This window comes from Carnobacterium gallinarum DSM 4847 (assembly GCF_000744375.1).
Classification (GTDB): Bacteria; Bacillota; Bacilli; order Lactobacillales; family Carnobacteriaceae; genus Carnobacterium; species Carnobacterium gallinarum.
The window spans coordinates 2,720,386-2,742,867 of sequence record NZ_JQLU01000005.1; the positions used below are offsets into that span (position 1 = coordinate 2,720,386).

The window sequence follows — 22,482 nt, forward strand, 5'->3', positions numbered from 1 at the left end:
AAGGTAATTTATTTTCCGGGAGGCATGAGAACAGAAGCTACTTACAAAATCGGCTATATAAAAGGCAGTGGCCGTCCAACAAATTTTCAAACAATTCAATTTAAAGATAGATACAAAATATATCGTTTTAAATTTCAGATGGGAAGTGGTCGTTATACTTTGGAAGAAGCTTCATAATCAAGAGGGCTATCTAGTTTTAGAAGGATTGGTGTCCTTTTTCTTAGTGACAGGCGCAGTATTTTTGTATTTTCCAATAGTTTTAAACTTATTACAGCATTTAGAAAGTGAAAAAGAATCTGTGGAAATAAACCGCAAGCTTTATGAAGAGGCGCAATTTGAAGTAGAGGCTATTCAGCAAAAGAATAGCAGTTATGAGAAAGGGTTAGAGCTATATGGTCAAGGAAACCAAGAAATTAGACGAATCTACCAAATATCTATTTTGGTGGAATAACACAAAGGGATTTACGCTATTAGAAGCCTTAGTTGCAACCTTTATTTTAATTCTATGTCTATCTTTATTAACTCTTTGTAGTCAAAATTATAAAAAAATAAAGCAACAAACCTTTGATAATAGGCAAATAGAGTGGCATTTATTTCTTAACCAGATAGAACACGAGTTAGCGGCAACTATTTGTACAACGATTGAACCTGAAAAAGTAAGCTTTAAATACAAAGAAGGTACTGAAAAAACAGGTGCTTTCTTTTACGAAAAATACAATCAAATGATTCGCCGTCGAACGACAAATGGTTCCGGAGGCCATCAACCTATTCTACTGAATGTTCAAACTTTAAATTTTTCAAAAAAAGCTTCATTCTTAGTGATAAAAGTAACATTTGCCAATGATGAATCTTATGAGGGGAAAATAAAAATTCAACTAGAAGAAGAGGGATGAGATGAATCAAAAAGGAGCTGTGTTACCATCAGTAATTCTATTTTTAGCATTAACGCTGGTGCTTGTTAGAGGGACAACAAGTATTTATCAAGGTCAGATGCGCCAGTTTATTGTATTGAATAATTATTATCAAGCCAAAACATTGGCGATAGTGGCAACCACTGAATTAGAAAGGAAGTTAAAACGACAAAAGCAGCCTCCTAAAAAAGTAACCATCGTGTATAATGTTGGAGAAGTTCACTTGCTGTGGAAAAATGAAAAAAGTTATTTCGTACAGGTGGTGTTAAAAAATCATTATGTTTCAGAAGAGGTTTATGTAGTTACTGAGGAAGTAATAAGTGAAACAAGGGTGAAGGATTAATAGGTATAAATAGTAGCAGATAGATAGGTGATTTCGCAAGAATTACTCTTATTCCCCTCGATAATTTATTTTACAAGATAGCCAATTGGGTATCTTGTTTTTTGCGTATTCTAGGTGATTATTCATTGTAATTCAAGAGATTTAAAGATATAATAAAATGAATGTCTAAATTTATTTTTAGAAGTGTCTTATTCCAAAAATAAATCGTGTGAAGGAGGAAGCAAAATGAGTCGAATTGATAAATTACGTAAAGGAATGCAACAACGTGGCTTGGATGCATTATTGGTAACAAGTCCTTATAATTTGCGTTATGTGTCTAATTTTACTGGGACAACTGGCTTAAGTATAATTACTTTGAATGAAGCTTACTTTGTCACAGATTTTAGATACACTGAACAAGTTGCAGAACAGGCCAAAGGGTTTACGATTGTGCAAAATTTTGGTCCTATCTATGATGAAGTTGTAAAAATTGTAACAGATCAAGAAATTGAAGCATTAGGCTTTGAACAAGATTTTGTGACGTTTAGTACCTTTGACATGCTTGAAGAAATTATTCCTGGAACAACTGATCTAGTTCCAGTATCAGGTTTAATTGAAGAATTACGTGAAATCAAAGAAGATAGTGAGATTGAAACAATTAGAAAAGCGTGTTCGATTTCAGATGCAGCCTTCAAGTATATTTTAGGTGTGATTAAACCAGGAATGTCAGAAATTGAAGTCGCTAATTTATTAGATTTTCATATGCGTAGCTTAGGTGCGACAGGGGTTTCTTTTGATACGATTGTAGCAAGTGGTTTGCGCTCAGCAATGCCTCATGGAGTTGCTAGTTCTAAATTAATTGAAACAGGTGATTTTGTTACACTAGATTTTGGTTGTTATTATGAAGGATATGTATCTGACATGACGAGAACCATAGCTGTTGGTGAACCTAGTGCGAAGCTTAAAGAAATTTATCAGATTACATTAGATGCACAATTACGTGTGATTGATGCAGCAAAACCAGGAATGACAGGCGTTGAATTAGATGCTGTAGCTCGTGACTATATTGCGTCAAAAGGTTATGGGACTGCATTTGGTCACTCTACTGGTCATGGGATTGGTCTAGAAATTCATGAAGGACCAAATGTTTCTAAGTTAGCGGACAAAGCATTTGTGGCTGGCAACGTGATTACTGATGAACCGGGAATTTATTTGCCAGGAATCGGTGGTGTGCGAATTGAAGATGACTTATTGATTACTGCCACTGGTAATGAAGTCTTAGTTCATTCACCAAAAGAATTGATTATTCTTTAAAAAAGAATAGAATCATTAAATTTTGACTAGTGAAAATAGAATTCAATAGTAACAAGCTTTAATAAATGGTACACTAGAACCATATATGCTAGACGATTTAGGAGGAAAATGAATGATATCAGTAAATGATTTTAAAACAGGTTTAACGATTGAGTTTGATGGTGGAATTTGGCGTGTCGTGGAATTCCAACACGTAAAACCAGGTAAAGGAGCAGCTTTTGTTCGCTCAAAACTTAAAAATTTACGTACAGGTGCTGCACAAGAAAAAACGTTCCGTGCTGGTGAAAAAGTTGGGAAAGCACAAATCGATAACCGTCGTATGCAATATTTATATGAAAGTGGTGGCGCTCATGTCTTTATGGACAGCGAAACTTACGATCAATTAGAATTACAAGAGTCTCAAATCGAAGATGAATTGAAATATTTAAAAGAGAATATGGAAGTTCAAATCATTATGTATGGTGCTGAAACATTAGGTGTTGAGTTGCCAAACACAGTTGAATTACGTGTTGAAGAAACTGATCCAGGAATTCGCGGTGATACATCTTCTGGAGGAACTAAACCTGCAAAAATGGAAACAGGCGTATATGTAAATGTACCTTTCTTTGTGAATGCAGATGATGTTTTAATCGTTAACACACAAGATGGTTCTTACGTATCAAGAGCCTAATTAATTTTAAATAGGAAATTGGAGGTCTACCTAATGGCTGAAGAAACAAAATTAACTTTACAAGATAACAAAACAAGTCTTGGCGAAATCGAAATTGCTCCAGAGGTAATTGAAGTGATTTCTGGAATTGCTGCTAGCAAAATAGATGGTGTTTATTCAATGCATGGAAACTTAACATCTGGAGTTGCTGAATTATTTGGACGCACAAGTCACAAAAAAGGTGTTCGTTTAGCAGTAGATGAAGATGGTTTAAAAGTAGATGTTTATTGCTTAATCAACTACGGAATTTCGGTTCCTAAAGTAGCAAGTGAGATGCAAGAAAAAATTCGTCAACAATTATTATTTATGACGGATATTGAATTAGCAGAAGTAAATATTCATGTAGTTGGGGTTGTTCCTGAAAAAGCACTTCCACAAGATTTATTAGACTTAGATTTAGATGATGAAGAAGAAGATGGTGAAGATGCGTGAGTTTAACAAGACGCGATATTAGAGAAAAAGCACTGCAAGCTTTATTCCAAATGTCAGCTAATGAAGATTTATCGATAGATCAAGCAATTCAACAAGCTTTAACAAGTGAAGATGAATTACTTGATGAGGTAGAAATTGTTGCTGTTCCTAAGTATTTGGAATTAGTAGTAACAGGCGTGCTACAAAATCAAGCGACAATTGACGAAAAAATTCAAGCAAACCTTGAAAATTGGTCAATGAAGCGTCTTGCTAAAACAGACTTAATTATCATGCGTATTGCAATTTTTGAAATGCTTTATGTAACAGATGTACCTGGTCGTGTTGCCTTGAATGAGGCATTAGAAATTACCAAACTTTATAGTGATGAAAAATCACGTAAATTTGTGAATGGTGTTTTAGCAAAAGTAGTCGATGAAGAAAATTAAGTTGAACAAAAAATAAAAAGAGGCTGAATAGCCTCTTTTTTGCAGCCAATTATTAAAGTTCGTTTTTAGAGGTTTTTATGTCGATATTCAGCTTTGTTTCATGGAAAAATAGGGTTTTAACGAATTATAATATTTTTTTATAGAATAATGTTATTATTTTTAGCTTGATGACTATTTCCTAAGCGTCGCTTATGTTAGAATAGAAACTGTATCAAACGAACTAATAATTGAGGAGTGGTTTTAGGTGAGCGCAATAATTATGGATGGTAAAGGTTTAGCAGATGAAATGCAAATTGAAATGATTGAAGCAGTTCAGGAGTTAAAGAAAAATGGAATTACTCCAGGTTTAGTTGTTTTATTAGTTGGTGAAAATCCGGCTAGCCAAACATATGTAAAAAATAAAGAAAAACGTGCAGTTGCACTTGGCTTTCATTCTTTAGTAAAACGTCTACCAGCAACAATTTCAGAGGCAGATTTATTGAAAGAAATTGACCATTACAATCAAGATAATGATTTTCATGGTATCTTAGTTCAATTACCACTTCCTGCTCATATAGATTCAGAAAAAGTTTTAAATGCAATTGATTCAACTAAGGATGTTGATGGTTTTCACCCAGTAAACATGGGGAAATTATTAATTGGCAAACCAGATATGATTCCTTGTACGCCATATGGTATTATGAAGATATTCGCTCGTTATCAAATTGATTTGGCGGGGAAAAATGCAGTAATTATTGGTCGTAGTAATATTGTTGGGAAACCAATGGCCCAACTGCTATTAATGGAAGATGCAACAGTGACAATTGCTCACTCTAAAACAGCCAATTTAGCTGAATTAGCAAGAACAGCTGACATTTTAGTTGTTGCAATTGGACGAGGTCATTTTGTTACAAAAGAATTTATCAAACCTGGCGCTGTTGTAATTGATGTTGGTATGAACCGTGATGAGAATGGAAAGCTAATTGGTGATGTAGCCTCAGCCGAAGTAGCGGAAATTGCCGGTTATTTAACACCTGTTCCAAAAGGCGTCGGTCCTATGACGATTACGATGTTATTATATCAAACAATAAAAAGTGCTGAAACAGCCTTAAGTTAGTTTTGAAAAGGAGGGGATTTTTTGTCATCTGAATACTTAACAGTGACAGCTTTGACAAAATATTTAAAGCGCAAATTTGATGTTGATCCTTATTTAGAGCGTGTCTATTTAACAGGAGAAATATCGAATTTTAGAATGCGTCCAAATGCCCATCAATATTTTAGTTTGAAAGATAATCAAGCCAAGATTTCAGCCTTGATGTTTAAAGGTGCGTTTCAAAAATTAAAATTCACTCCGGAAGAAGGAATGAAAGTTTTAGTTATTGGACGAATTTCGCTTTATGAAGCCAGCGGCAACTATCAAATCTATGTAGAACATATGGAACCTGATGGTGTTGGTGCTTTGTATCAGGCGCTTGAAGAAATGAAGAAAAAGTTACAACAAGAAGGATTATTTAATGCACCCAAGCAATTGATTTCGACTTTTCCTAAGCGTATTGCGGTTATCACTAGTCCTAGTGGTGCCGTCGTTCGAGATATTATGACAACGGTAAAACGTCGTTATCCCATCGTTCAACTAGTTATCTTTCCAACTCTAGTCCAAGGAGATCGTGCTGCAGATGATATCGTTCGCAGTATTCATTTGGTAGAAGAGCAAGGGAATTTTGATACAATGATTATTGCTCGTGGCGGTGGATCGATTGAAGATCTATGGCCATTTAATGAAGAGAAAGTCGCTCGTGCGATTTTTGAAGCGACGACACCAAGTATCTCTTCTGTGGGGCATGAAACAGATATTACAATTGCTGATTTAGTAGCTGATGTTCGGGCCGCAACTCCAACAGCTGCGGCCGAGTTATCGGTACCGCTACTATCAGATGAACTTTTAAAAATAGAACAATTACGGATGCGCTTGTTGCAAAGCTATACTAGCAAGCTCAATGTATTGAATCAACGATTAAATCATAGCTTAAGTTCTTATATTTTTCGTCAACCTGAACGTTTATATGAAGGCTATGCTCAAAACTTAGACTTGGTTTCTCAACGTTTAATGCGTAGTTTAACACAGCGAATCAGTGATCAAAGTAACTATCTAGATGTATTAAATGCCAAATTAAAAGCGAATAATCCACAACAAATGGTGAAACAAAAAAGAACAGACATTGAGACATTGACCATGCAATTAACCAATCAAATGGAACGCTATATGTCGGATAAAACAAAGGCTATTGATACGATGATGCAATCTTTAGATTATTTAAGTCCATTAAAAATTATGGATCGTGGTTATAGTTACGTAACAAAAGAAAATGAAGTGATTAAAGCTGCCAAACAAGTTGAGTTAGACGATACATTGCATATTCATTTAGGCACGGGTCATCTTGAGGCAAAAGTAATCAAGAAAGTGGAGGAAAGTTAAATGAGTGCAAAAGCAAAGATTAAATTTGAAGAAGCTATGCAACAACTAGAAGAAATTGTGACGAATTTAGAACGTGGTGATGTTCCTTTAGAAGAAGCGTTGGAGCAATTTCAAAAAGGTGTTGGTTTAAGCAAACTATGTAAAGAAACTTTACAAAATGCTGAAGAAACATTAACCAAAATGGTAGATGAAAATGGTGAAGAACAACTTTTTGAAGATGCTAACGAGTGAGTAGGGACGTGAACATGGAGATGACTTTAGATCAATTTAAAATGACTATGCTACCAAAGCTAGAAGAAACATTAAAACAACAATTAGCTGAAAATATGCCAGCAGATTCAACCTTATACCAAGCAATGAATTATTCGGTAGAAGCTGGCGGCAAAAGAATTCGTCCCTTATTATTATTAGCGACAATTCAAGTTTTATCAGGCAATGTTGAAAGTGGTTTGTTAGTCGCTACAGCTTTAGAGTATATTCATACTTATTCCCTAATTCATGATGATTTACCAGCAATGGACGATGACGCATTACGTCGAGGAAAGCCGACGAATCATATTGTTTATGGAGAAGCTTTGGCTATTTTAGCTGGAGATGGTTTATTGACGTATGCTTTTGAATTGGTTGGGGAAAGCCCCTTCTTGACAAACCAACAGAGGGTTAAGTTAGTTGTAGCCTTAGCCAAGGCAGCTGGACCGACTGGAATGGTCTTAGGACAAGTTGCTGATATAGAAGGAGAAGATCAACAACTTCCACTATCAGAATTACAAAAAGTACACCAGAAAAAAACAGGTGAATTATTAAAATTTGCCGCATATGCTGGAGCAGTTATTGCTAATGCAGATACAGCAACAGAAAAAAGTTTAGTTGAATTTGCAAGTCATATTGGTTTAGCCTTTCAAATTCGTGATGATATTCTAGATGTCATTGGAACAACGGCTGAATTAGGTAAAGAAACAGGAATGGACACGATTCATCAGAAGAGTACCTATCCTAATTTATTAACTCTAGATGGAGCGAAAGAAGCCTTAAATTTAGAATTAAATTTGGCTAGAAAAAGTATAATTGAATTAGAACAAACATTAGCAATTGATACTAGTTTATTAAGTGGCTTTATTGAACTATTAGAGATTTAAACAGAAAGATAGGCGATTTCGTGAAAAAAGAACGTGTAGATGTCCTTTTAGTAGAACAAGGTTTATTTGAAACCCGTGAAAAGGCGAAAAGAGCCATCATGGCAGGTCAAATTTATAATCAAAATGAAGAACGCCTTGATAAACCAGGGGAAAAAATTTCCATTGAAACAATATTAAAAATTAAAGGTGAAACTTTGCGTTATGTTAGTCGTGGTGGGTTAAAATTAGAAAAAGCATTAAATGTTTTTGATGTAGTTGTTGAAGATAAAATTTTATTGGATATTGGGTCTTCTACAGGTGGATTTACGGATGCCGCTTTGCAGAATGGTGCAAAAATGAGCTATGCTTTAGATGTAGGCTATAATCAGCTAGCTTGGAAATTACGTCAAGATCCTCGTGTTGAAGTGATGGAACGCGTGAATTTCCGCCACAGCAAGCCAGAAGACTTTACAAAAGGACAGCCGACAATTGCTTCCATTGATGTTTCTTTTATTTCGTTGCGTTTAATTTTGCCAGTTTTAAAAGAAATACTAGCACCAGGTGGCGATGTTATTGCCTTGATTAAACCGCAGTTTGAAGCTGGACGTGAAGGTGTTGGGAAAAAAGGAATTGTTCGTGATCCGGCAGTTCATAAACAAGTGCTTGAAGACATGCTCAATTTTGTAATCGGAATTGGCTATGATGTGATGGCGTTAGATTATTCACCAATTACAGGTGGTGAAGGAAATATTGAATTTTTGATGCACTTAAAATGGAATAAAAAAACAACTGGAACGATTGTTTATACAGTAAATATTGATTCAACTTTAGCGAGTGCATATGATAAGTTAAAAAATAAATAAACAAAAGCAAAGCATTTTATCTTTTTATAGATAGAGTGTTTTTTGTATAAACTAACGATAGGTGATAGATATAAAGAACACTTCTTGCTGGCTTTACTATTATTTTTTAAATGAATTTTGATAAAAGATCATTTTTTATGGCTTAGTTCTTTTCTATATATCGAAAATACGGTATGATAGTAGTAATAAATGTATAAATATCCTGTTTTTTAGAAAATGAGGTGTAATCATGAAAAAGAAAGAAAGACATCAACTGTTAAAAGAGTTAATTCAAGAGCACGTAATTGAAAAACAAGAGGACTTTGTTCGGATATTGGAAGAGAGAGGAATTGAAGTCACTCAGGCCACTATTTCGAGAGATATTAAAGAGCTTTTTTTAGTGAAAGTTCCTGCGCAAACAGGCGGATATCGTTACAGTTTACCACCAGATGTTCAATTTGATACTGCTAAAAAATTAGAGCGCTTAATTAAGGATGCATTTGTTTCGATTGATTACCAAGATTATTTCTTAGTTTTAAAGACCATTCCTGGGAATGCCTACGCACTAGGGAAATTAATTGAATCTTCAAGTTTTGATGGCGTATTTGGTACAATTGCTGGTGATGATACGATTTTAATTATTTGTCACAATGCAACAGCAGCATTACAATTACAAGAACATATTTTAAGTTTAGTTTAAAGTGAATTTATTTAGTAATTTTTGACATTAAATGCAGATACTAAATAAGAGTGGCTAGATAAATAAAAAGAGGTGAATCAACTTGCTACAAGAGTTGGCAATTAAGAATTTTGCGATTATCCACGACTTAGCTTTAAGCTTTGATAATGGGATGACTGTTTTAACTGGGGAAACTGGTGCAGGTAAATCAATTATTATTGATGCGGTAGGTTTGCTTGCTGGTGGTCGAGCCTCTACTGATTTTATTCGCCACGGTGAGAATAAATGTGTATTGGAAGGCTTATTTAGTTTAGATAAAAATGCGATTACTTTTGAGTTACTTAAAGAGTATGATATTGATTTTGAGGATCAGACAGTATTAATTCAACGGTATATTCATCGTAATGGAAAAAATGTTTGTCGCATAAATGGTCGATTAGTAAATATTGCAACTCTTCGCCTAATTGGTGAAACAATGATTGACATTCATGGTCAAAATGAACATCAAGAATTAATGAATCCAGATCGTCATATAGAAATGTTGGATCAATTTGGGGATCGTGAATTGACTCAATTACTAATTGCATATCAAGAGACATTCAGTGACTATCAAAAGGCTAAAAAAGCCTATGATAAGTGGCAAAATAGCGAACAAGAGCTGGCACAACGAATGGACATGTTAGCTTACCAAACAAACGATATTGAGTTAGCTGAATTAATTATCGGTGAAGAAGAGCAATTGATTGAAGAGAAGAATTTACTAGTCAACTATCAACGAATTGTTGGAGCTTTGTCAATAAGCTATGATGCGTTACAAGGTGAAGAAGGAAGTGGTGTTGATTTAATAGGCACTGCTATGACTGAAATGAGTACAATCGAGTCCTTAGACGATCAGTACAAACAAATTTCAGAAACAATTGCAAATAGCTATTTTCAATTGCAAGAAGCGGCCAGTGATATCTTAAAAGAAATGGATCAATTGGCGTATGATGAAGAACGGTTAAATGAAATTGAAAAGCGTTTGGATTTTATTCAGCAATTGAAACGCAAGTATGGCGAAAGCGTATCTGACATTATGGATTACTATGAAAAAATTATGATTGAATTGGATCAAATTCAAAATCGCGAAGGACATATGAATCAACTAATTAGTCAACTTGGAAGTTTAGCAACTATCTTAACAGATCAAGGCCAAGCTTTAACCGCTAAACGTAAACAAGTTGCCAAATTATTAGAAAAAGAAATTCATGAACAATTGAAAGAACTCTATATGGAAAAAGTAATCTTTGAAGTAAAATTCAGTACAACTTCTGAAGCTGATTCAATGATGAATTTCCGAAAAGATGGACAAGATACAATTGAATTTTATATTGCGACGAACCCAGGAGAACCATTGAAACCTTTAGCTAAAGTAGCTTCAGGTGGAGAGTTATCTCGGATGATGTTAGCGATGAAAACAATTTTCTCTAAATCTCAAGGGATTACAAGTATTATTTTTGATGAAGTCGATACAGGTGTAAGTGGTCGAGTAGCTCAAGCTATTGCCAATAAGATTTATTTAGTAGCTGTTCACTCACAAGTGCTATGTATTACGCATTTGCCACAAGTTGCAGCGATGGCGGACCATCATTTGTTTATTTCTAAAACACAAGTAGAAGAACGAACGGAAACCCATGTAACCCTATTAAAACAATCAGAAAAAATTCAAGAGATTGCTAGGATGTTAGCTGGAACTGAAATTACAAAGCTAACCTTAAAACATGGGAAAGAGTTATTAGATTTAGCTAAAACAGAAAAAGCTAAATATGCACTTAATGACCAATAAGAAAGAATTGATTGAAATCAACTGCCCTTGATTTTAATCAATTTTTTTAATTCAATTATTTGAAAATTCTTGAAAATAAAAAATATTACATAAAAATGACAAAAATGTGACGAAACCTATATGAATTCTAAAATTCTTTAAAATAGGGTATAAGATGATTTAGAAAATCGGTATACTAATATTAAGCGCTTTAACTCTAAGAATTGGAAAATAGAGTTAAAGTATTAAGGAGGATGAAGAATGAAGAAAAAATGGATGATTGGGATTGTCATTGGTATAGTTGCGATTGTGGGAATCACAGTGGCAATTAATATGGCACAACCAAAACAAAACATATCGAAAGAACCAAAGGATGATGGAATTGAGTATTTTACCCTCCCAGATGTAGATCAAGTTTATATTAATGGAGTTGTGACTCCAGACCAAACTGAAGCTTTTACAATGAAAGAAAATTTAGACTCTAATCCTGAAATTAAAGTAAATAATGGAGATGTGGTAGAAGCAGATACGGTATTATTTACTTATGAAGATAAAGCTGTTACAAAAGAAATGGAAGAGGGCAATCGTGGAATTAACAAAGGCTACACTCAAAGAGGCAATGCAATTGTTAAACGAGATCGTGATTTAGCAAATGTTAAAGCCGAAACAGCTACTAATCCTGAAACTGGTGAAACTGTAACTAGCGATACAACAGCAGCAAAGAATGATATTCGTAATGCAGCTCAAGATACGATTGACTCAATTGATCAAGATATTCAATCATTAAATGATCAAGTTGTTGCTTTAGCAGAAAAACAATATACAAGTGTAACCGCTAAATTTAAAGGTCGTGTATCAATTCCAGAAGTCAAAGAAGCGAATGCACCTGTCTTGCGCTTAACGTCTGAAGGTTTTTATATCGCTGGAAAAGTAAATGAAAAAGATTTATCAAAAATTAAATTAGACCAAAAAGCAGATATCAAAGTAGTTTCAAATGGAAATACAGCTACTGGTAAAATTGCTTTTATTGATGATAACCCGCCAGATGTTTCTGCAAATGATGCTGAAGGTGGTGGTATGGGAGGATCAACCGGAATGTCCTCTTATCTAGTTAAGGTATCTTTGGATTCCTTAGAAGGAATTAAAAATGGCTATCATGTTCAGTCAACAATCAATTTAAGTAACGAATTAGTGAAGATTCCAACTGAAGCAATTCATGAAGATGGGGATAAAAAATACGTTTTAGTGAACGATTTTGGTTCAGTTATTCGTCGTGAGGTTGTTCTAGGTGAAGTAGAAGGTAAAAACACTACCGTTCAATCAGGTCTTGAATCAGCAGATAAAATTATTGTTTCTTCTAAGAAAGAAGTTAAAGAAGGCGATATTTTAGAAAATAATGATTCCACTGGTGAACAAGGTGGAGGAGTAGAATCTAAATAAAGGGGCGCAATGATATGACAGAATTAAATGAAAAAGCGCCTTTGATTGATTTGAAAAACATCAATAAATACTTTCCGATGGGAAAAGAAAAACTCCATGTTTTAAAGTCGTTGGATTTAACGATTGAAGAAGGGGAGTTTATTATGATTATGGGGAAATCTGGAAGTGGGAAAACTACTTTAATGAACATTATAGGATTCCTTGATCGTATTTCAGATGGAAGTTATTTATTCAAAGGCAAAGATGTTTCAACACTTTCAGAAAATAAAAAGTCTGAATATCGTAATGAATTTTTTGGATTTGTTTTTCAACAATTTTTCTTAATTGATTCTTTAAATGTTTTACAGAACGTTGAATTGCCAATGGTTTATCAAGGTGTTACAAAAAGCAGTGAAAAACATGAAAAGGCAAAAAAATATTTAGAGATTGTTGGTTTAAGCTCAAAACTAAAATCTAAAGCCTCTGAATTATCAGGAGGGCAACAGCAACGGGTAGCAATCGCGAGAGCGTTAGTTAATGATCCATTATTGATTATGGCAGATGAACCTACTGGGGCCTTAGATAGTGAAACAGGCAAAGAAATTATGGAAACACTAAAAGCATTAAATGAAGAGGGAAAAACGATTGTAATGGTTACTCATGATGAAGACATGACGAAATATGCCACTCGAGTTGTGCGTATGAAGGATGGTATTTTTGTTGAGGAAGAGGTGCCCTTATGATTTTAAATATTTTCATTAGTACATTTTTGAGTTTGAAGGCCCATAAATTACGCGTATTTCTGACAATGGTTGGAATTATTATTGGGATTACTTCAGTTGTAACCATCTCTACTTTAGGAGAAGGGATGAAAAGACAAGTTCTAGCGACAACAGATTCTACTAATGCTAGTAATGTTAAAATTATTTATAGTATGGAGCAAGAAGATGCATCTGGAATGGGCTATATTGAGTATCAGGACAGTGATTTTAATTTCTCAATGGTTGATTTAAAAAAAGTAAAAGACATTAAAGGTTTACAATCTATTTATCCTGATTATGGACAACAATTTATGGGGGATACAATTGATCAAGAGCTAGATTACTTTGGTACGAAGGCATATCTGTATGTCGCACCTAATAAAGGCGAGGTGAAACTTAAATACGGACGTAATTTTCAACCCAGTGATGCAAATCGGGATGTGATTATTTTAAGTTATAATGTATTTGAAGGTCAAATTAGCATGGATAATCCAGAAGAGCTGATTAATCAAGCCGTTTCTATTGGGGGATACATGTATAAAGTGATTGGTATTACAGAGTCAGTGGATTATGAAAGTCTATCAACAACGGATATGATGGGTGGATTTGATTATATGTCGACTATGACCAGTTATGTATCAAAATCTTCATATAATGAATTAGCGAAATCAAAGGCTATTAGTGGAATTAAACTAAAACTTAGCGAAGGTGTAAATCGTGAAGAAGTCCTTGGACAAATTATTTCTGCGTTACAAGAACTACATCCAGATGTTAAGGGAGTCTTTAAAGAGGACGACACGAATCAACAGCAACAGCAGCAAGTAGAAACAATGATCGGCGGCTTAACAAGCTTTTTAATGGCGATTACAGCTATTTCATTACTAGTTGGTGGTATTGGTGTGATGAATATTATGTATGTATCTGTAACAGAACGTAAACGAGAAATCGGAATTCGCCGCGCAATAGGAGCGAAACCAAGAACCATTTTAATGCAATTTTTATTAGAAGCGGCCTTTATTACATTATTAGGCGGGCTAATTGGAATTGCTTTAGGATATGGTTTATCGTCAATTGTCGGTGGGTTTGTACAAATTAAACCAGTAATGACTCCGCAAATATTTATGATTTCGTCAATAGTTTCAATTTTGACGGGAATTGTCTTTGGGATTATTCCAGCAATTAATGCGGCTAGAATGGATCCGATTAAAGCAATTTATCGTTAAATTAAGTGCTAAAAAATAAAACCAGAGTTAAATTCATGAAATGTACGAATCTAAAAAGGTAGACTTAAAAAGCTAGCTTTCCGAGATTGCGACAGAAATAATGAATTTACTCTGGTTTTTCTTGCAATAAAAAAACCAGTAAGAACAAGGTTCTTGACTGGTAGCTTCATTAACGATTAATAAATAATGTATAAATAACTGTTAAAAAACCAGAACCAAGCATTGCAATCAACATAATCCATACAACAGCTTTAGTGATTTTTTCCATCTTAGTTGGTGCTTTCTTATATGTTACTTTATTTAAGTCTTTCCCTTTCATAGAGGGTTCCCTCACTTTCTATAATAAATTATCTCATCTTAGTGTACACTTAAATAGAGTCAGATTTCAAGAGTTCTTTAAAAAAAATTTTTCTTTTTTAAAATCCAAGCAGTTATAATACTAGCAATTGCCATAATTCCTAAGATTAACCAAAAGGCACCAGCTGTATCCATAAAAGGTAAATCAACATTCATCCCGTATATCCCACCTAAAATAGTGGGAATTGTCAAAACAATCGTGATGGAAGTTAAAATTTTCATAATATTATTTAAATTATTGGAAATAACTGAAGAAAAGACTAAGCTTACTTGATTGAGTACTTGCTGATATTCAGACGTCATTACATTTGCTTGATTATTTTCAACAATAACATCATGTAGAAATCCTCTAGTTAAGAGATCTTTGCTGAACCGATCAGTTTCTTTCATAATCTCAAAAACGGGTTTATTGCTTCCGATAGCAGTTGAAAAATAAATTAAACTTTTTTGTAAAGACATTAAAGCATATAATTGTTCATTTTTTGTAGATTTTGTTAATAAAAGCTCTAACCGACGCGTTTCAGCATTGATTTCATCTAAACAATACATATAAGAAGCAGAAATATGCCAAAGCATTCGTAAGACAAAGCGTTCTTGATGGGTAGTGTCGACAACATAATTAGGGTGGTTATCAATAATTTCAGTAATGAAATGTGGGATATATTTTGTTGCAGTAATAATGGTATGTTCGGTTAAAATAATTGAGATTGGAAAAGTTGTATATTCTTTGTAACCCAATTCACTTACACGAAGGAGAGGGTATTGTAAAACGATTAAAGAAGGAGCGTTAGAATCTTCTTCCTTCAACATTTCCTGTCTAGAAACTTCATTTAAATCTAAAACGCTTGTGATGTAATCTCTAGGGAACTTAAATTCTGCAATCAGCTGGTCAACTTCTTCCTCAGTAGGATCGCATACATTGATCCATCCACCAATGACTAATTTTGTATCGGAAATAAGTACACTTGCTTCATTTGTATGAAAGCTTTGAATCATGCTGAAAAACTCCTGTCTGAATTCTTTAATAACGACTATAAAAAATAGTCACAAAATAAGTTTAGTAGGTCAGTATCATTATACACTACTTAATTAAAGAAAAGCGAGTGGTTAGAGTTCGTTGCAACTTATGTTGAGATGGCATAAAATAGAGGAAAGAAATTACATTTTATTTTTAATATAGAAGATCTCTTTAAATTCATATATATACGTGAGATAAATAAAAAGCATAGGTAAAAATTATTTATAAATTAAATTTTTTTACGAGACGGCTTAGGTTAATTAAGTTATTATCAATAAAGAGGGTAAGAAGAATGAATGCAAAAGATAAAGCAAAAATGTTAGAAATTATAAAAAATAAACAATCTGGTGGTAGGTCAAAACAAATGGCTCCTCCGAAAAATGATCAAAAGAATATGCGCAAAGGCCCGAAGATTTATAATAAGTAGATACGCTTAAAGCACTGATTTGTTGGTGCTTTTTTGTTGTGTGTGAGTTCGCAAATCTTGGTATAGGTGAGTAATGAATTTCAAAAAATAAAGAACTAATGTAACTAATTTATATATTAATAGACATACAGTTATGTTAAAATTAATATTAAAATAATTTAATTACAGGTAAAGAAAGGAGAACAATGGAACAATTAAAAAGTGATTTAGGCGGTGCTAGCCAAAAAGCAACGGCTCTAAAAAATGCAACAAATACCCTAATTCAACCAGTTGTTATAACAGAGGATACACAAACAACGGTTACTGGAAATACAAATGGACAAGTAGCTATTAAATCGGCGCAAGACAAAGCAAAACAAATAGCCAACGCGGTTGTAAAAGCTTCAAGTAATATTCAAAGTATTGCCAAAGAATTTGAAGCACTGGATGAGCAGATAGGTCAAAATCCACCTAAACCATTAGGAGATTATGTAAATGGATAAGTGGGATGAGTTGCATAAAAAAGAACGTTTATTGATGGAGCGAGAAGATCAGTTAGTTCATGAAAAAAATCAAGTACAACGAATAAATGAAGCCTATGAGGAATATTTTAATGAAGGCCATCATTTTATGTCTGATTTACAAGATAGCTTTTATGAAAATGACGATAGCTTACAGTTTGAAGCTATCCGAGATGAATATACTTATGAATCCAACAAGGTACTAGCTGATTTAGAAGAGAGTACAGAGGAATTAAATAAACATAAACGAAAGATTCAAATGGAATTAGATGAAGTGGTCTATGATAAAAGGCGAGTATCTTTGGAAGAAAAAGAGGTGAAAAATGAGCATTGATATGTATGTTTCAGCTTCAAAAAATCAAGCAAAAAGTGTGAGTGATATGACAAAGCAACAGATAATGGGTTACGAAGAATTACAAAAAGCCATTGCTGATTTCACTCTAAATAGTCCTTTTTTAACAGGTAAAGCTTATGATACGTCTAAAGCTTTTTTTTCAACAGTGTTGTATCCTTTGGCTCAAGGTGGTATTTTATTATCAGAGGCTGTGGATAGAGCTGTTACTAAGTTTCCAGAAGATTATCAATCTCAAGTAGATAGTGGCAATTTAAAGCAATCGGATTTAGAAGAAAAGATTAGACAAGCGGAGGGGTTGATCGGGCAAGCCGAAGGAATACGCACTATGTTAGAATCTTCATTGACGCCAGATATTATCAAAACATCTCAGTTAGCAGCTAATTTAAGATTATTAGAATCCTATAGTGGAGTTAAACGAATTTTAGAAGAAAAATTAGATAAGTTAATGACGTTTAATCACAATTCACCCAAAATATTTGAGGAAATTCAAGCTTTAGAAGATGCAATTGATCAAGGATTAGCACAAACAACAACTGCTTTTAATCCAGATACTGGAACTTTTATGATTCCCAGTAAAGAAGCGTTAAGTTGGAGTAAAACAATCAACGAAAAATGGGCAGATTATGAAGCACGCCATACAGCTGAAGACAAGGTAGAGGTTAAAAAAACACAATTGCCAGGTGCAGAAATTGTGTATATGGTTTATAGAAATGGCGAATTAGACAAAGAGGCAACCAGTGAATTAGCTAAAGAAATAGCAAAAGCTGATTTGAAATCAATGAACGCTTTTTTAGCAGGTGCAGGTTATCAGGTACTTGAAAATAATGGTGTGAAAGCTCTCTTAGATTTTGTTTTTGGGGAAAGGGAACTAGAGGATTCTGTTAAACAACATAAAGGGTATAATGAAGGTGTATTTACTGGTAATTTGTTAAGTTTACTGCAATCGGGTGCCGAGTTTATTGGAGGCGGATTGTGGCTCTTAGGCGGTACAAGTGGTAGTTTAGCGTTAGCCCCAGCAACAGGAGGTTCAAGTGTTTCAGCAATACCAGCCATATCAGGTAGTACATTAGCGATATGGACTCACGCGGCAGCCATTGGCGGGATGAGTATTCAGAATATTATGAGTGGGAATGGCTATCATCTACCTAATGCTAAGATTGGTGCAAATGGAACACAAGTTAGTAGTAAGACTACGTGGAAAAACGGGAAGACCGAACGAGTAGATGTCGAAAATCCAGCCCCTGGTATTAGAGATGGGGATATTCACTATCATGATTCTAACAATACAAAATGGCGGTATGATATTAAAAATAATGAATTCATAAACCCAAAGACGGGAGAATTAGCTCCCCAAAAAATACAAAAATTATTGAAAAATAAAGATATTCTAAAAGGAATACAGAAAGCTCTGGAGGTTTTGGGTAAATGAAATTAAAAAGTAACGAACTATTAAAAAAAATTATTGAAGAATCTAGTAATGATCATAAACATAATATTCTGCTTGATTTAGAAAATGGAGAAAAATTATTTAATAAAAGTATTATTTCTATATTTGACACATATATACTAAAAGATTCTGATGAGCAAATTTCGATTGAAATAGCCAAAAATAATTTTGATAGATTGATAAAAATGAATGGAGATAAAACAGGATACGAAAGCTCTAATAATGAAATACGGATAATTGATTATGTCGAAAAAACTAATATGACAGCCTCAGAGCAATGGTTAATAGGGCTAGTAGTTATGAATAATTTAATTAATAAAATAAATTTTCCAGAAAAATTCATCTTTTATTTTTCGTATGATGATGAATTGTTAACAATAAGATTTCATAAGTTTAGAAAAGAAGAAGGGCTCTGGTTTAACGGAGATATAGAAAACTGTGAATTTCCTATTGGCTATTTTTATAACATAGATTGATGGATATGTAAATAATTACAACATACATCAAATTCAGTAAGTAACATGGATGAATTCTTTGAAAGTGAATTTGGTTCTGAATTAAAAGGAAAAATCTCAAAAAATGGAAAACGAGTAGATGGACAAAATGTTTATAAAGTAGATAATAAAACAGGTAATTTAAAGAAAAACGATTAAATTTATTTAGATGGGTTGCATAAAGACCACCTAGAGGTATTTGATAAAAATGGAAAACTTAGAACTGTTTTAAATTTAGATTGTAGCATAAATTTAGATAAATATTATAAAGCAATAGGAAGGGTGTTAAAATGAAAGGGGAATTGAAAGAACTATTTCATTTGTTTTCAAAAATAAATGATAAATATAATGAAAAATTGATAGATTCTAATAGACTTAATGATGTGAAAGAAAATGTAATTGAAAGCTTGGATACAGATTTTTTCTCATTGGGATAAAGCATGTTTATATTTAAGTGAAGTAGATGTTGATAAGGAGGGGGTTGAAGAAGAAGAAAATTTTAGACATGGTATAGCGTATTTAGGTATGTCATTATTAGATATATCCAATGATTTAGAACAAATGTATGATTTATTAGGTGAATTAAATAAAAACTTATTAAAAAAAGAAGATTCAAATTAAATAGGGATAGGATACCAAGTCATTGAAAAAAATGGTGTGAAAGCCCTTTTAAAAGCAGTTTTTTGAGAAAGAGAGCTAGATGAGATAATAGAAGATTTACAGGCATTAAAAAAATTATTAAAGAATTAGAAACAATGGATATGACTAAAAAATTAGATGAAATAAATTATCAATATGTATTTAGAGATAACCTTGCTAAATTAATTGATAAAATAGTTAAATGAGTTCTAGTCATATAGTTATAGTTGTAGGGGGACGCTTATTTAATTTGGCTGCTCCTTTTTTGAATAAAATTAGAAAGGTACATAATGTACAATGATAAAATGAGGTTTCAGAATATCATGTGTAAGAGAAATTATAATAGCCCATCCAATTCAATTTTCAATAAAGGATATAGAGAAAAATAAAGAATATCAAAAGTGTAATGGAAAGATTAGATATAAATTGACAGAAATAGTATAGTGACTATTTATAGTGCTAGTGAATCATTATGGATGAATTCTTTGAAGGTGAATTTGGTTCTGAACTCAAAGGAAATGTATCGAAAAATGGGAAACGTGTTGATGGACAACAGGTATATAAAGTTGATAATAAAAAATTGAAAGAACTAGGCTTGAAAAAAGGCGATCAATTATATTTGGATGGATTACACAAAGATCATTTGGAAGTATTTGATAGTAATGGAAGCTTCAAAGAAGTTTTAAACTTAGATGGTACTGTAAATAGAGATAAGACAATTAAAGCCGCAGGAAGGATAATAAAATGACAAAAATAAAATCAGAATTTTTAATACTTTTAAATTTTTTAGAAGTATTAAACAAGAAAGAGAATTCAGAATTAATTTTAGAAGAGAATATAAAAGATGTGCAAGAGTACTGGGAAGATTTTGATGAAGATATAGAAAAAGTAATTCATACTATCCACAAATTAACTATCGAAGGAGATAATAAGGAAAATTCATTAGACAGTTTGGTTCAATTACGAATTTTATTAGTAGATGTAGAAAGATATTTTTCTGATACTAGACAATTGATAGATGAGATGAATAGAAAATTGTTGGAGAATTTAGAACAAGAAGAAGTCTAGAATGAAAGTGGACAGATGTCAATAAAGTAGACACAAAAACAGATACAATTTAGGTAGAGCCAAAATAGATTTTTTCATTTTCATTTGGTGTCATCATATTGTTTGCTGAATGTGGGCGTTTTGAATTGTAAAAACCCTCTATATATTCAAAAGAAGATTGTTCCACTTCTTGGATTTTTTTAAATGTTCTACGATTAAGTTCTTCTTTTTTCATATATTTGAAAAAGGATTCGTTTACTGCATTATCCCAAGGATAGGCTGCTTTAGAAAATGAAGCTATTTTATTGAATTTTGATTGGAAACTTTAAAGATATACTGTTTTTCAACTCTCTGAAAGTCAGGCATAGTCAAATAACTTTAAAGGCTGAAAAACTCCTGTCTGAATTCTTTAATAACGACTATAAAAAATAGTCACAAAATAAGTTTAGTAGGTCAGTATCATTATACACTACTTAATTAAAGAAAAGCGAGTGGTTAGAGTTCGTTGCATCTTATGTTGAGATGGCATAAAATAGAGGAGAGAAAAATAACTTTAAAGAAAGAAGTTGAGATTAAATGAATGTTAATGAAGAGCGTTTGGTTGCTCGTTTTTTGGAAGTAGTTCAAATTGATTCCGAAACTAAAAATGAAGCGAATATTCAAGCTTATTTGAAGAAAGAATTTGCCGCGTTAGGTCTTCAAGTGAATGAGGATAATACAATGGGTGAAACAGGTTTTGGTGCTAATAATTTAATCTGTACACTAACAGGTGATCCTGAAAGTGAGCCGTTTTTCTTCTCTTGTCATATGGATACAGTCACACCAGGTGAAAATATTAAACCAGTGATTAAAGAGGGCGCTATTTATTCTGATGGTACTACTATCCTAGGGGCAGATGATAAAGCTGGAATTGCAATTATGTTTGAAGTAATCCAAATTCTTAAGGAATTGGATACACCCCATGGAACGATTGAGTTTATTATTTCAGTAGGTGAAGAAAGTGGTTTAGTTGGTGCGAATGCGTTTGATGTGAAACAACTGTCTGCTGGATTTGGTTTTGTATTGGATACTGGTGGTCCTGTTGGAAGCATTACAGTTGGAAGTCCAACTCAGTATCGAATCGAAGCGATAGTAAACGGAGTCACAGCACATGCAGGCGTTGCACCAGAAAAAGGTGTCTCAGCAGCTCAAATAGCAGCAAATGCGATTCATCATATGAAATTAGGTCGTATTGATAGTGAAACAACAGCGAATATTGGATTTATTAGTGGTGGAACAGCAACAAATATTGTGATGGACCGATTAGAGATTATTGCCGAAGCGCGTTCAATTAATGCCGAAGCTTGTGAAAATCAAGTTCAACACATGGTAGATACTTTTGAAAAAGCCGCTAAAGAATTAGGTGGAACAGCTACGGTTATTACTGAGAAAAAATATAGTGGCTACCGTTTTGATTCAACAACTCCAATTGTTCAATTAGCTGCCAAAGCGATTCAAGAACTTGGTTTAGAACCGAATTATCAGATTAGTGGCGGCGGTAGTGATGCCAATGTATTTAATGGAAAAGGCAAGCCTACAACTAATTTAGCAATTGGTTATGAAAAAATTCACACAGTCAATGAATTTTTACCAATTTCAGAGTTTCTAAAAGCAGCAGAGATGGCCTATCAAATCGTAAATATAATTTATGCAAATTAATTTTGGTAAAAAAGAATTCTATTCTTTTCATTTGCCGAAATATTTGGTACGATTAGAGGAGCATGAAAGTATTGCGAAATTCGCAAAGG

General features: G+C 33.3%; 31 protein-coding genes and 1 pseudogene. 29 read left to right on the forward strand and 3 right to left on the reverse strand.

Going from position 1 to position 22,482, the window contains the following annotated elements:
* Window positions 1–24 precede the first annotated feature (24 nt).
* The 18 genes from BR43_RS20050 to BR43_RS17380 all read left to right on the forward strand — a co-directional run bounded on the left by BR43_RS20050 (window position 25) and on the right by BR43_RS17380 (window position 14,411).
* A complete protein-coding gene (locus BR43_RS20050) occupies window positions 25–177 on the forward strand; it encodes a hypothetical protein (protein ID WP_157464090.1) in 153 nt (50 codons plus the stop codon).
* Window positions 146–451, forward strand: coding sequence for a hypothetical protein (locus BR43_RS20360; protein ID WP_211252938.1), 306 nt, complete (start codon window positions 146–148; stop codon window positions 449–451). The genes BR43_RS20050 and BR43_RS20360 overlap by 32 nt, the downstream gene beginning before the upstream one ends.
* On the forward strand, window positions 393–893 hold the full coding sequence (comGF, locus tag BR43_RS17305) for a competence type IV pilus minor pilin ComGF (protein ID WP_084679976.1): 501 nt from the start codon (window positions 393–395) through the stop codon (window positions 891–893). The genes BR43_RS20360 and comGF overlap by 59 nt, the downstream gene beginning before the upstream one ends.
* A gap of 1 nt (window position 894) precedes the next feature.
* Window positions 895–1,254, forward strand: a complete 360-nt coding sequence (locus BR43_RS17310) for a hypothetical protein (RefSeq protein WP_034564233.1) — start codon at window positions 895–897, stop codon at window positions 1,252–1,254.
* A gap of 225 nt (window positions 1,255–1,479) precedes the next feature.
* Window positions 1,480–2,547: a M24 family metallopeptidase gene (locus tag BR43_RS17315; RefSeq protein ID WP_034564235.1), complete on the forward strand. Its 1,068-nt coding sequence runs from the start codon at window positions 1,480–1,482 to the stop codon at window positions 2,545–2,547.
* Between the two features lie 112 nt (window positions 2,548–2,659).
* Window positions 2,660–3,217 (forward strand): elongation factor P, encoded by a 558-nt coding sequence (efp, locus tag BR43_RS17320; protein WP_034564237.1) that lies wholly within the window; start codon window positions 2,660–2,662, stop codon window positions 3,215–3,217.
* A gap of 33 nt (window positions 3,218–3,250) precedes the next feature.
* A complete protein-coding gene (locus BR43_RS17325) occupies window positions 3,251–3,688 on the forward strand; it encodes an Asp23/Gls24 family envelope stress response protein (RefSeq protein WP_034564238.1) in 438 nt (145 codons plus the stop codon).
* Complete coding sequence (gene nusB, locus BR43_RS17330) at window positions 3,685–4,113, forward strand: transcription antitermination factor NusB (protein ID WP_034564240.1); 429 nt, start codon at window positions 3,685–3,687, stop codon at window positions 4,111–4,113. The genes BR43_RS17325 and nusB overlap by 4 nt, the downstream gene beginning before the upstream one ends.
* 259 nt (window positions 4,114–4,372) lie before the next feature.
* Complete coding sequence (locus tag BR43_RS17335; RefSeq protein ID WP_034565370.1) at window positions 4,373–5,209, forward strand: bifunctional methylenetetrahydrofolate dehydrogenase/methenyltetrahydrofolate cyclohydrolase; 837 nt, start codon at window positions 4,373–4,375, stop codon at window positions 5,207–5,209.
* Window positions 5,210–5,230: 21 nt separating this feature from the next.
* The gene (xseA, locus tag BR43_RS17340) at window positions 5,231–6,568 is read left to right on the forward strand and encodes an exodeoxyribonuclease VII large subunit (protein WP_034564242.1); all 1,338 of its coding nucleotides are present in this window, start codon (window positions 5,231–5,233) and stop codon (window positions 6,566–6,568) included.
* Window positions 6,569–6,799: an exodeoxyribonuclease VII small subunit gene (locus tag BR43_RS17345; RefSeq protein ID WP_034564244.1), complete on the forward strand. Its 231-nt coding sequence runs from the start codon at window positions 6,569–6,571 to the stop codon at window positions 6,797–6,799.
* Between the two features lie 20 nt (window positions 6,800–6,819).
* Complete coding sequence (locus tag BR43_RS17350) at window positions 6,820–7,704, forward strand: polyprenyl synthetase family protein (protein WP_034565372.1); 885 nt, start codon at window positions 6,820–6,822, stop codon at window positions 7,702–7,704.
* 20 nt (window positions 7,705–7,724) lie between these two features.
* The gene (locus tag BR43_RS17355) at window positions 7,725–8,546 is read left to right on the forward strand and encodes a TlyA family RNA methyltransferase (RefSeq protein ID WP_034564246.1); all 822 of its coding nucleotides are present in this window, start codon (window positions 7,725–7,727) and stop codon (window positions 8,544–8,546) included.
* Window positions 8,547–8,775: 229 nt separating this feature from the next.
* A complete protein-coding gene (gene argR / locus BR43_RS17360) occupies window positions 8,776–9,225 on the forward strand; it encodes an arginine repressor (protein WP_034564248.1) in 450 nt (149 codons plus the stop codon).
* 82 nt (window positions 9,226–9,307) lie between these two features.
* A complete protein-coding gene (gene recN / locus BR43_RS17365) occupies window positions 9,308–11,029 on the forward strand; it encodes a DNA repair protein RecN (protein ID WP_034564250.1) in 1,722 nt (573 codons plus the stop codon).
* Between the two features lie 240 nt (window positions 11,030–11,269).
* A complete protein-coding gene (locus BR43_RS17370; RefSeq protein ID WP_034564252.1) occupies window positions 11,270–12,448 on the forward strand; it encodes an efflux RND transporter periplasmic adaptor subunit in 1,179 nt (392 codons plus the stop codon).
* 14 nt (window positions 12,449–12,462) lie between these two features.
* A complete protein-coding gene (locus BR43_RS17375) occupies window positions 12,463–13,170 on the forward strand; it encodes an ABC transporter ATP-binding protein (RefSeq protein WP_034564255.1) in 708 nt (235 codons plus the stop codon).
* A complete protein-coding gene (locus tag BR43_RS17380) occupies window positions 13,167–14,411 on the forward strand; it encodes an ABC transporter permease (protein WP_034564257.1) in 1,245 nt (414 codons plus the stop codon). Before BR43_RS17375 ends, BR43_RS17380 begins: the two co-directional genes overlap by 4 nt.
* Window positions 14,412–14,580: 169 nt before the next feature.
* On the opposite strand, the gene BR43_RS19740 is transcribed toward BR43_RS17380, so the two are convergent.
* Together BR43_RS19740 and BR43_RS17385 are read right to left on the reverse strand one after the other, a co-directional pair.
* Window positions 14,581–14,730 (reverse strand): DUF4044 domain-containing protein, encoded by a 150-nt coding sequence (locus tag BR43_RS19740; protein WP_084679978.1) that lies wholly within the window; start codon window positions 14,728–14,730, stop codon window positions 14,581–14,583.
* Window positions 14,731–14,807: 77 nt separating this feature from the next.
* On the reverse strand, window positions 14,808–15,764 hold the full coding sequence (locus BR43_RS17385; protein ID WP_034564259.1) for a magnesium transporter CorA family protein: 957 nt from the start codon (window positions 15,762–15,764) through the stop codon (window positions 14,808–14,810).
* Between the two features lie 314 nt (window positions 15,765–16,078).
* Between BR43_RS17385 and BR43_RS20655 the strand changes: the two genes are divergently transcribed.
* The 10 genes from BR43_RS20655 (at window position 16,079) to BR43_RS17430 (ending at window position 20,716) form a co-directional block, all read left to right on the forward strand.
* Window positions 16,079–16,213, forward strand: coding sequence for a hypothetical protein (locus tag BR43_RS20655; RefSeq protein ID WP_010052107.1), 135 nt, complete (start codon window positions 16,079–16,081; stop codon window positions 16,211–16,213).
* Window positions 16,214–16,398: 185 nt separating this feature from the next.
* Window positions 16,399–16,695, forward strand: a complete 297-nt coding sequence (locus BR43_RS17395; RefSeq protein ID WP_034564262.1) for a TIGR04197 family type VII secretion effector — start codon at window positions 16,399–16,401, stop codon at window positions 16,693–16,695.
* Window positions 16,688–17,047 carry a DUF3958 family protein gene (locus BR43_RS17400; RefSeq protein WP_034564265.1) on the forward strand — a complete coding sequence of 120 codons (360 nt, stop codon included), beginning with the start codon at window positions 16,688–16,690 and terminating at the stop codon, window positions 17,045–17,047. Before BR43_RS17395 ends, BR43_RS17400 begins: the two co-directional genes overlap by 8 nt.
* On the forward strand, window positions 17,037–18,497 hold the full coding sequence (locus tag BR43_RS19320) for a T7SS effector LXG polymorphic toxin (protein WP_051934024.1): 1,461 nt from the start codon (window positions 17,037–17,039) through the stop codon (window positions 18,495–18,497). The genes BR43_RS17400 and BR43_RS19320 overlap by 11 nt, the downstream gene beginning before the upstream one ends.
* Window positions 18,494–18,991, forward strand: a complete 498-nt coding sequence (locus BR43_RS17410) for a hypothetical protein (protein WP_034564267.1) — start codon at window positions 18,494–18,496, stop codon at window positions 18,989–18,991. Before BR43_RS19320 ends, BR43_RS17410 begins: the two co-directional genes overlap by 4 nt.
* 45 nt (window positions 18,992–19,036) lie before the next feature.
* Window positions 19,037–19,168 carry a hypothetical protein gene (locus BR43_RS20660; RefSeq protein WP_281173975.1) on the forward strand — a complete coding sequence of 44 codons (132 nt, stop codon included), beginning with the start codon at window positions 19,037–19,039 and terminating at the stop codon, window positions 19,166–19,168.
* A 131-nt stretch (window positions 19,169–19,299) separates the two neighbouring features.
* Window positions 19,300–19,446, forward strand: a complete 147-nt coding sequence (locus tag BR43_RS20235; RefSeq protein WP_169741022.1) for a hypothetical protein — start codon at window positions 19,300–19,302, stop codon at window positions 19,444–19,446.
* Entirely contained in the window at window positions 19,409–19,630 is a 222-nt protein-coding gene (locus BR43_RS17420; protein ID WP_034564269.1) for a hypothetical protein, read from the forward strand. The genes BR43_RS20235 and BR43_RS17420 overlap by 38 nt, the downstream gene beginning before the upstream one ends.
* Window positions 19,631–20,120: 490 nt before the next feature.
* Entirely contained in the window at window positions 20,121–20,396 is a 276-nt protein-coding gene (locus BR43_RS20515) for a hypothetical protein (RefSeq protein ID WP_034564271.1), read from the forward strand.
* Window positions 20,393–20,716, forward strand: coding sequence for a hypothetical protein (locus BR43_RS17430; RefSeq protein WP_034564273.1), 324 nt, complete (start codon window positions 20,393–20,395; stop codon window positions 20,714–20,716). The genes BR43_RS20515 and BR43_RS17430 overlap by 4 nt, the downstream gene beginning before the upstream one ends.
* Before the next feature lie 49 nt (window positions 20,717–20,765).
* On the opposite strand, the pseudogene BR43_RS17435 reads toward BR43_RS17430, so the two are convergent.
* Window positions 20,766–20,996, reverse strand: a pseudogene (locus tag BR43_RS17435) (integrase core domain-containing protein); the annotation flags it as partial.
* A gap of 275 nt (window positions 20,997–21,271) precedes the next feature.
* Between BR43_RS17435 and BR43_RS17440 the strand changes: the two are divergent.
* Window positions 21,272–22,393: a M20/M25/M40 family metallo-hydrolase gene (locus tag BR43_RS17440; protein WP_034564275.1), complete on the forward strand. Its 1,122-nt coding sequence runs from the start codon at window positions 21,272–21,274 to the stop codon at window positions 22,391–22,393.
* Window positions 22,394–22,482 lie beyond the last annotated feature (89 nt).

Bases quoted from the DNA above. Each gene is read 5' to 3' on its own strand.
- BR43_RS20655 (WP_010052107.1), top strand. From the start codon at position 16,079: ATGAATGCAAAAGATAAAGCAAAAATGTTAGAAATTATAAAAAATAAA.
- BR43_RS17395 (WP_034564262.1), top strand. From the start codon at position 16,399: ATGGAACAATTAAAAAGTGATTTAGGCGGTGCTAGCCAAAAAGCAACG.
- BR43_RS17325 (WP_034564238.1), top strand. From the start codon at position 3,251: ATGGCTGAAGAAACAAAATTAACTTTACAAGATAACAAAACAAGTCTT.
- BR43_RS17375 (WP_034564255.1), top strand. From the start codon at position 12,463: ATGACAGAATTAAATGAAAAAGCGCCTTTGATTGATTTGAAAAACATC.
- BR43_RS17350 (WP_034565372.1), top strand. From the start codon at position 6,820: ATGACTTTAGATCAATTTAAAATGACTATGCTACCAAAGCTAGAAGAA.
- comGF (WP_084679976.1), top strand. From the start codon at position 393: ATGGTCAAGGAAACCAAGAAATTAGACGAATCTACCAAATATCTATTT.
- BR43_RS17315 (WP_034564235.1), top strand. From the start codon at position 1,480: ATGAGTCGAATTGATAAATTACGTAAAGGAATGCAACAACGTGGCTTG.
- BR43_RS17430 (WP_034564273.1), top strand. From the start codon at position 20,393: ATGACAAAAATAAAATCAGAATTTTTAATACTTTTAAATTTTTTAGAA.
- BR43_RS20660 (WP_281173975.1), top strand. From the start codon at position 19,037: ATGGATGAATTCTTTGAAAGTGAATTTGGTTCTGAATTAAAAGGAAAA.
- BR43_RS17410 (WP_034564267.1), top strand. From the start codon at position 18,494: ATGAAATTAAAAAGTAACGAACTATTAAAAAAAATTATTGAAGAATCT.
- argR (WP_034564248.1), top strand. From the start codon at position 8,776: ATGAAAAAGAAAGAAAGACATCAACTGTTAAAAGAGTTAATTCAAGAG.
- BR43_RS17385 (WP_034564259.1), bottom strand. From the start codon at position 15,764: ATGATTCAAAGCTTTCATACAAATGAAGCAAGTGTACTTATTTCCGAT.
- BR43_RS20050 (WP_157464090.1), top strand. From the start codon at position 25: ATGAGAACAGAAGCTACTTACAAAATCGGCTATATAAAAGGCAGTGGC.
- BR43_RS19320 (WP_051934024.1), top strand. From the start codon at position 17,037: ATGAGCATTGATATGTATGTTTCAGCTTCAAAAAATCAAGCAAAAAGT.
- BR43_RS17345 (WP_034564244.1), top strand. From the start codon at position 6,569: ATGAGTGCAAAAGCAAAGATTAAATTTGAAGAAGCTATGCAACAACTA.
- BR43_RS17440 (WP_034564275.1), top strand. From the start codon at position 21,272: ATGAATGTTAATGAAGAGCGTTTGGTTGCTCGTTTTTTGGAAGTAGTT.
- BR43_RS19740 (WP_084679978.1), bottom strand. From the start codon at position 14,730: ATGAAAGGGAAAGACTTAAATAAAGTAACATATAAGAAAGCACCAACT.
- BR43_RS17370 (WP_034564252.1), top strand. From the start codon at position 11,270: ATGAAGAAAAAATGGATGATTGGGATTGTCATTGGTATAGTTGCGATT.
- BR43_RS17310 (WP_034564233.1), top strand. From the start codon at position 895: ATGAATCAAAAAGGAGCTGTGTTACCATCAGTAATTCTATTTTTAGCA.
- efp (WP_034564237.1), top strand. From the start codon at position 2,660: ATGATATCAGTAAATGATTTTAAAACAGGTTTAACGATTGAGTTTGAT.
- BR43_RS17400 (WP_034564265.1), top strand. From the start codon at position 16,688: ATGGATAAGTGGGATGAGTTGCATAAAAAAGAACGTTTATTGATGGAG.
- BR43_RS20515 (WP_034564271.1), top strand. From the start codon at position 20,121: ATGGATGAATTCTTTGAAGGTGAATTTGGTTCTGAACTCAAAGGAAAT.
- BR43_RS17335 (WP_034565370.1), top strand. From the start codon at position 4,373: ATGGATGGTAAAGGTTTAGCAGATGAAATGCAAATTGAAATGATTGAA.
- BR43_RS17380 (WP_034564257.1), top strand. From the start codon at position 13,167: ATGATTTTAAATATTTTCATTAGTACATTTTTGAGTTTGAAGGCCCAT.
- BR43_RS20235 (WP_169741022.1), top strand. From the start codon at position 19,300: ATGAAAGGGGAATTGAAAGAACTATTTCATTTGTTTTCAAAAATAAAT.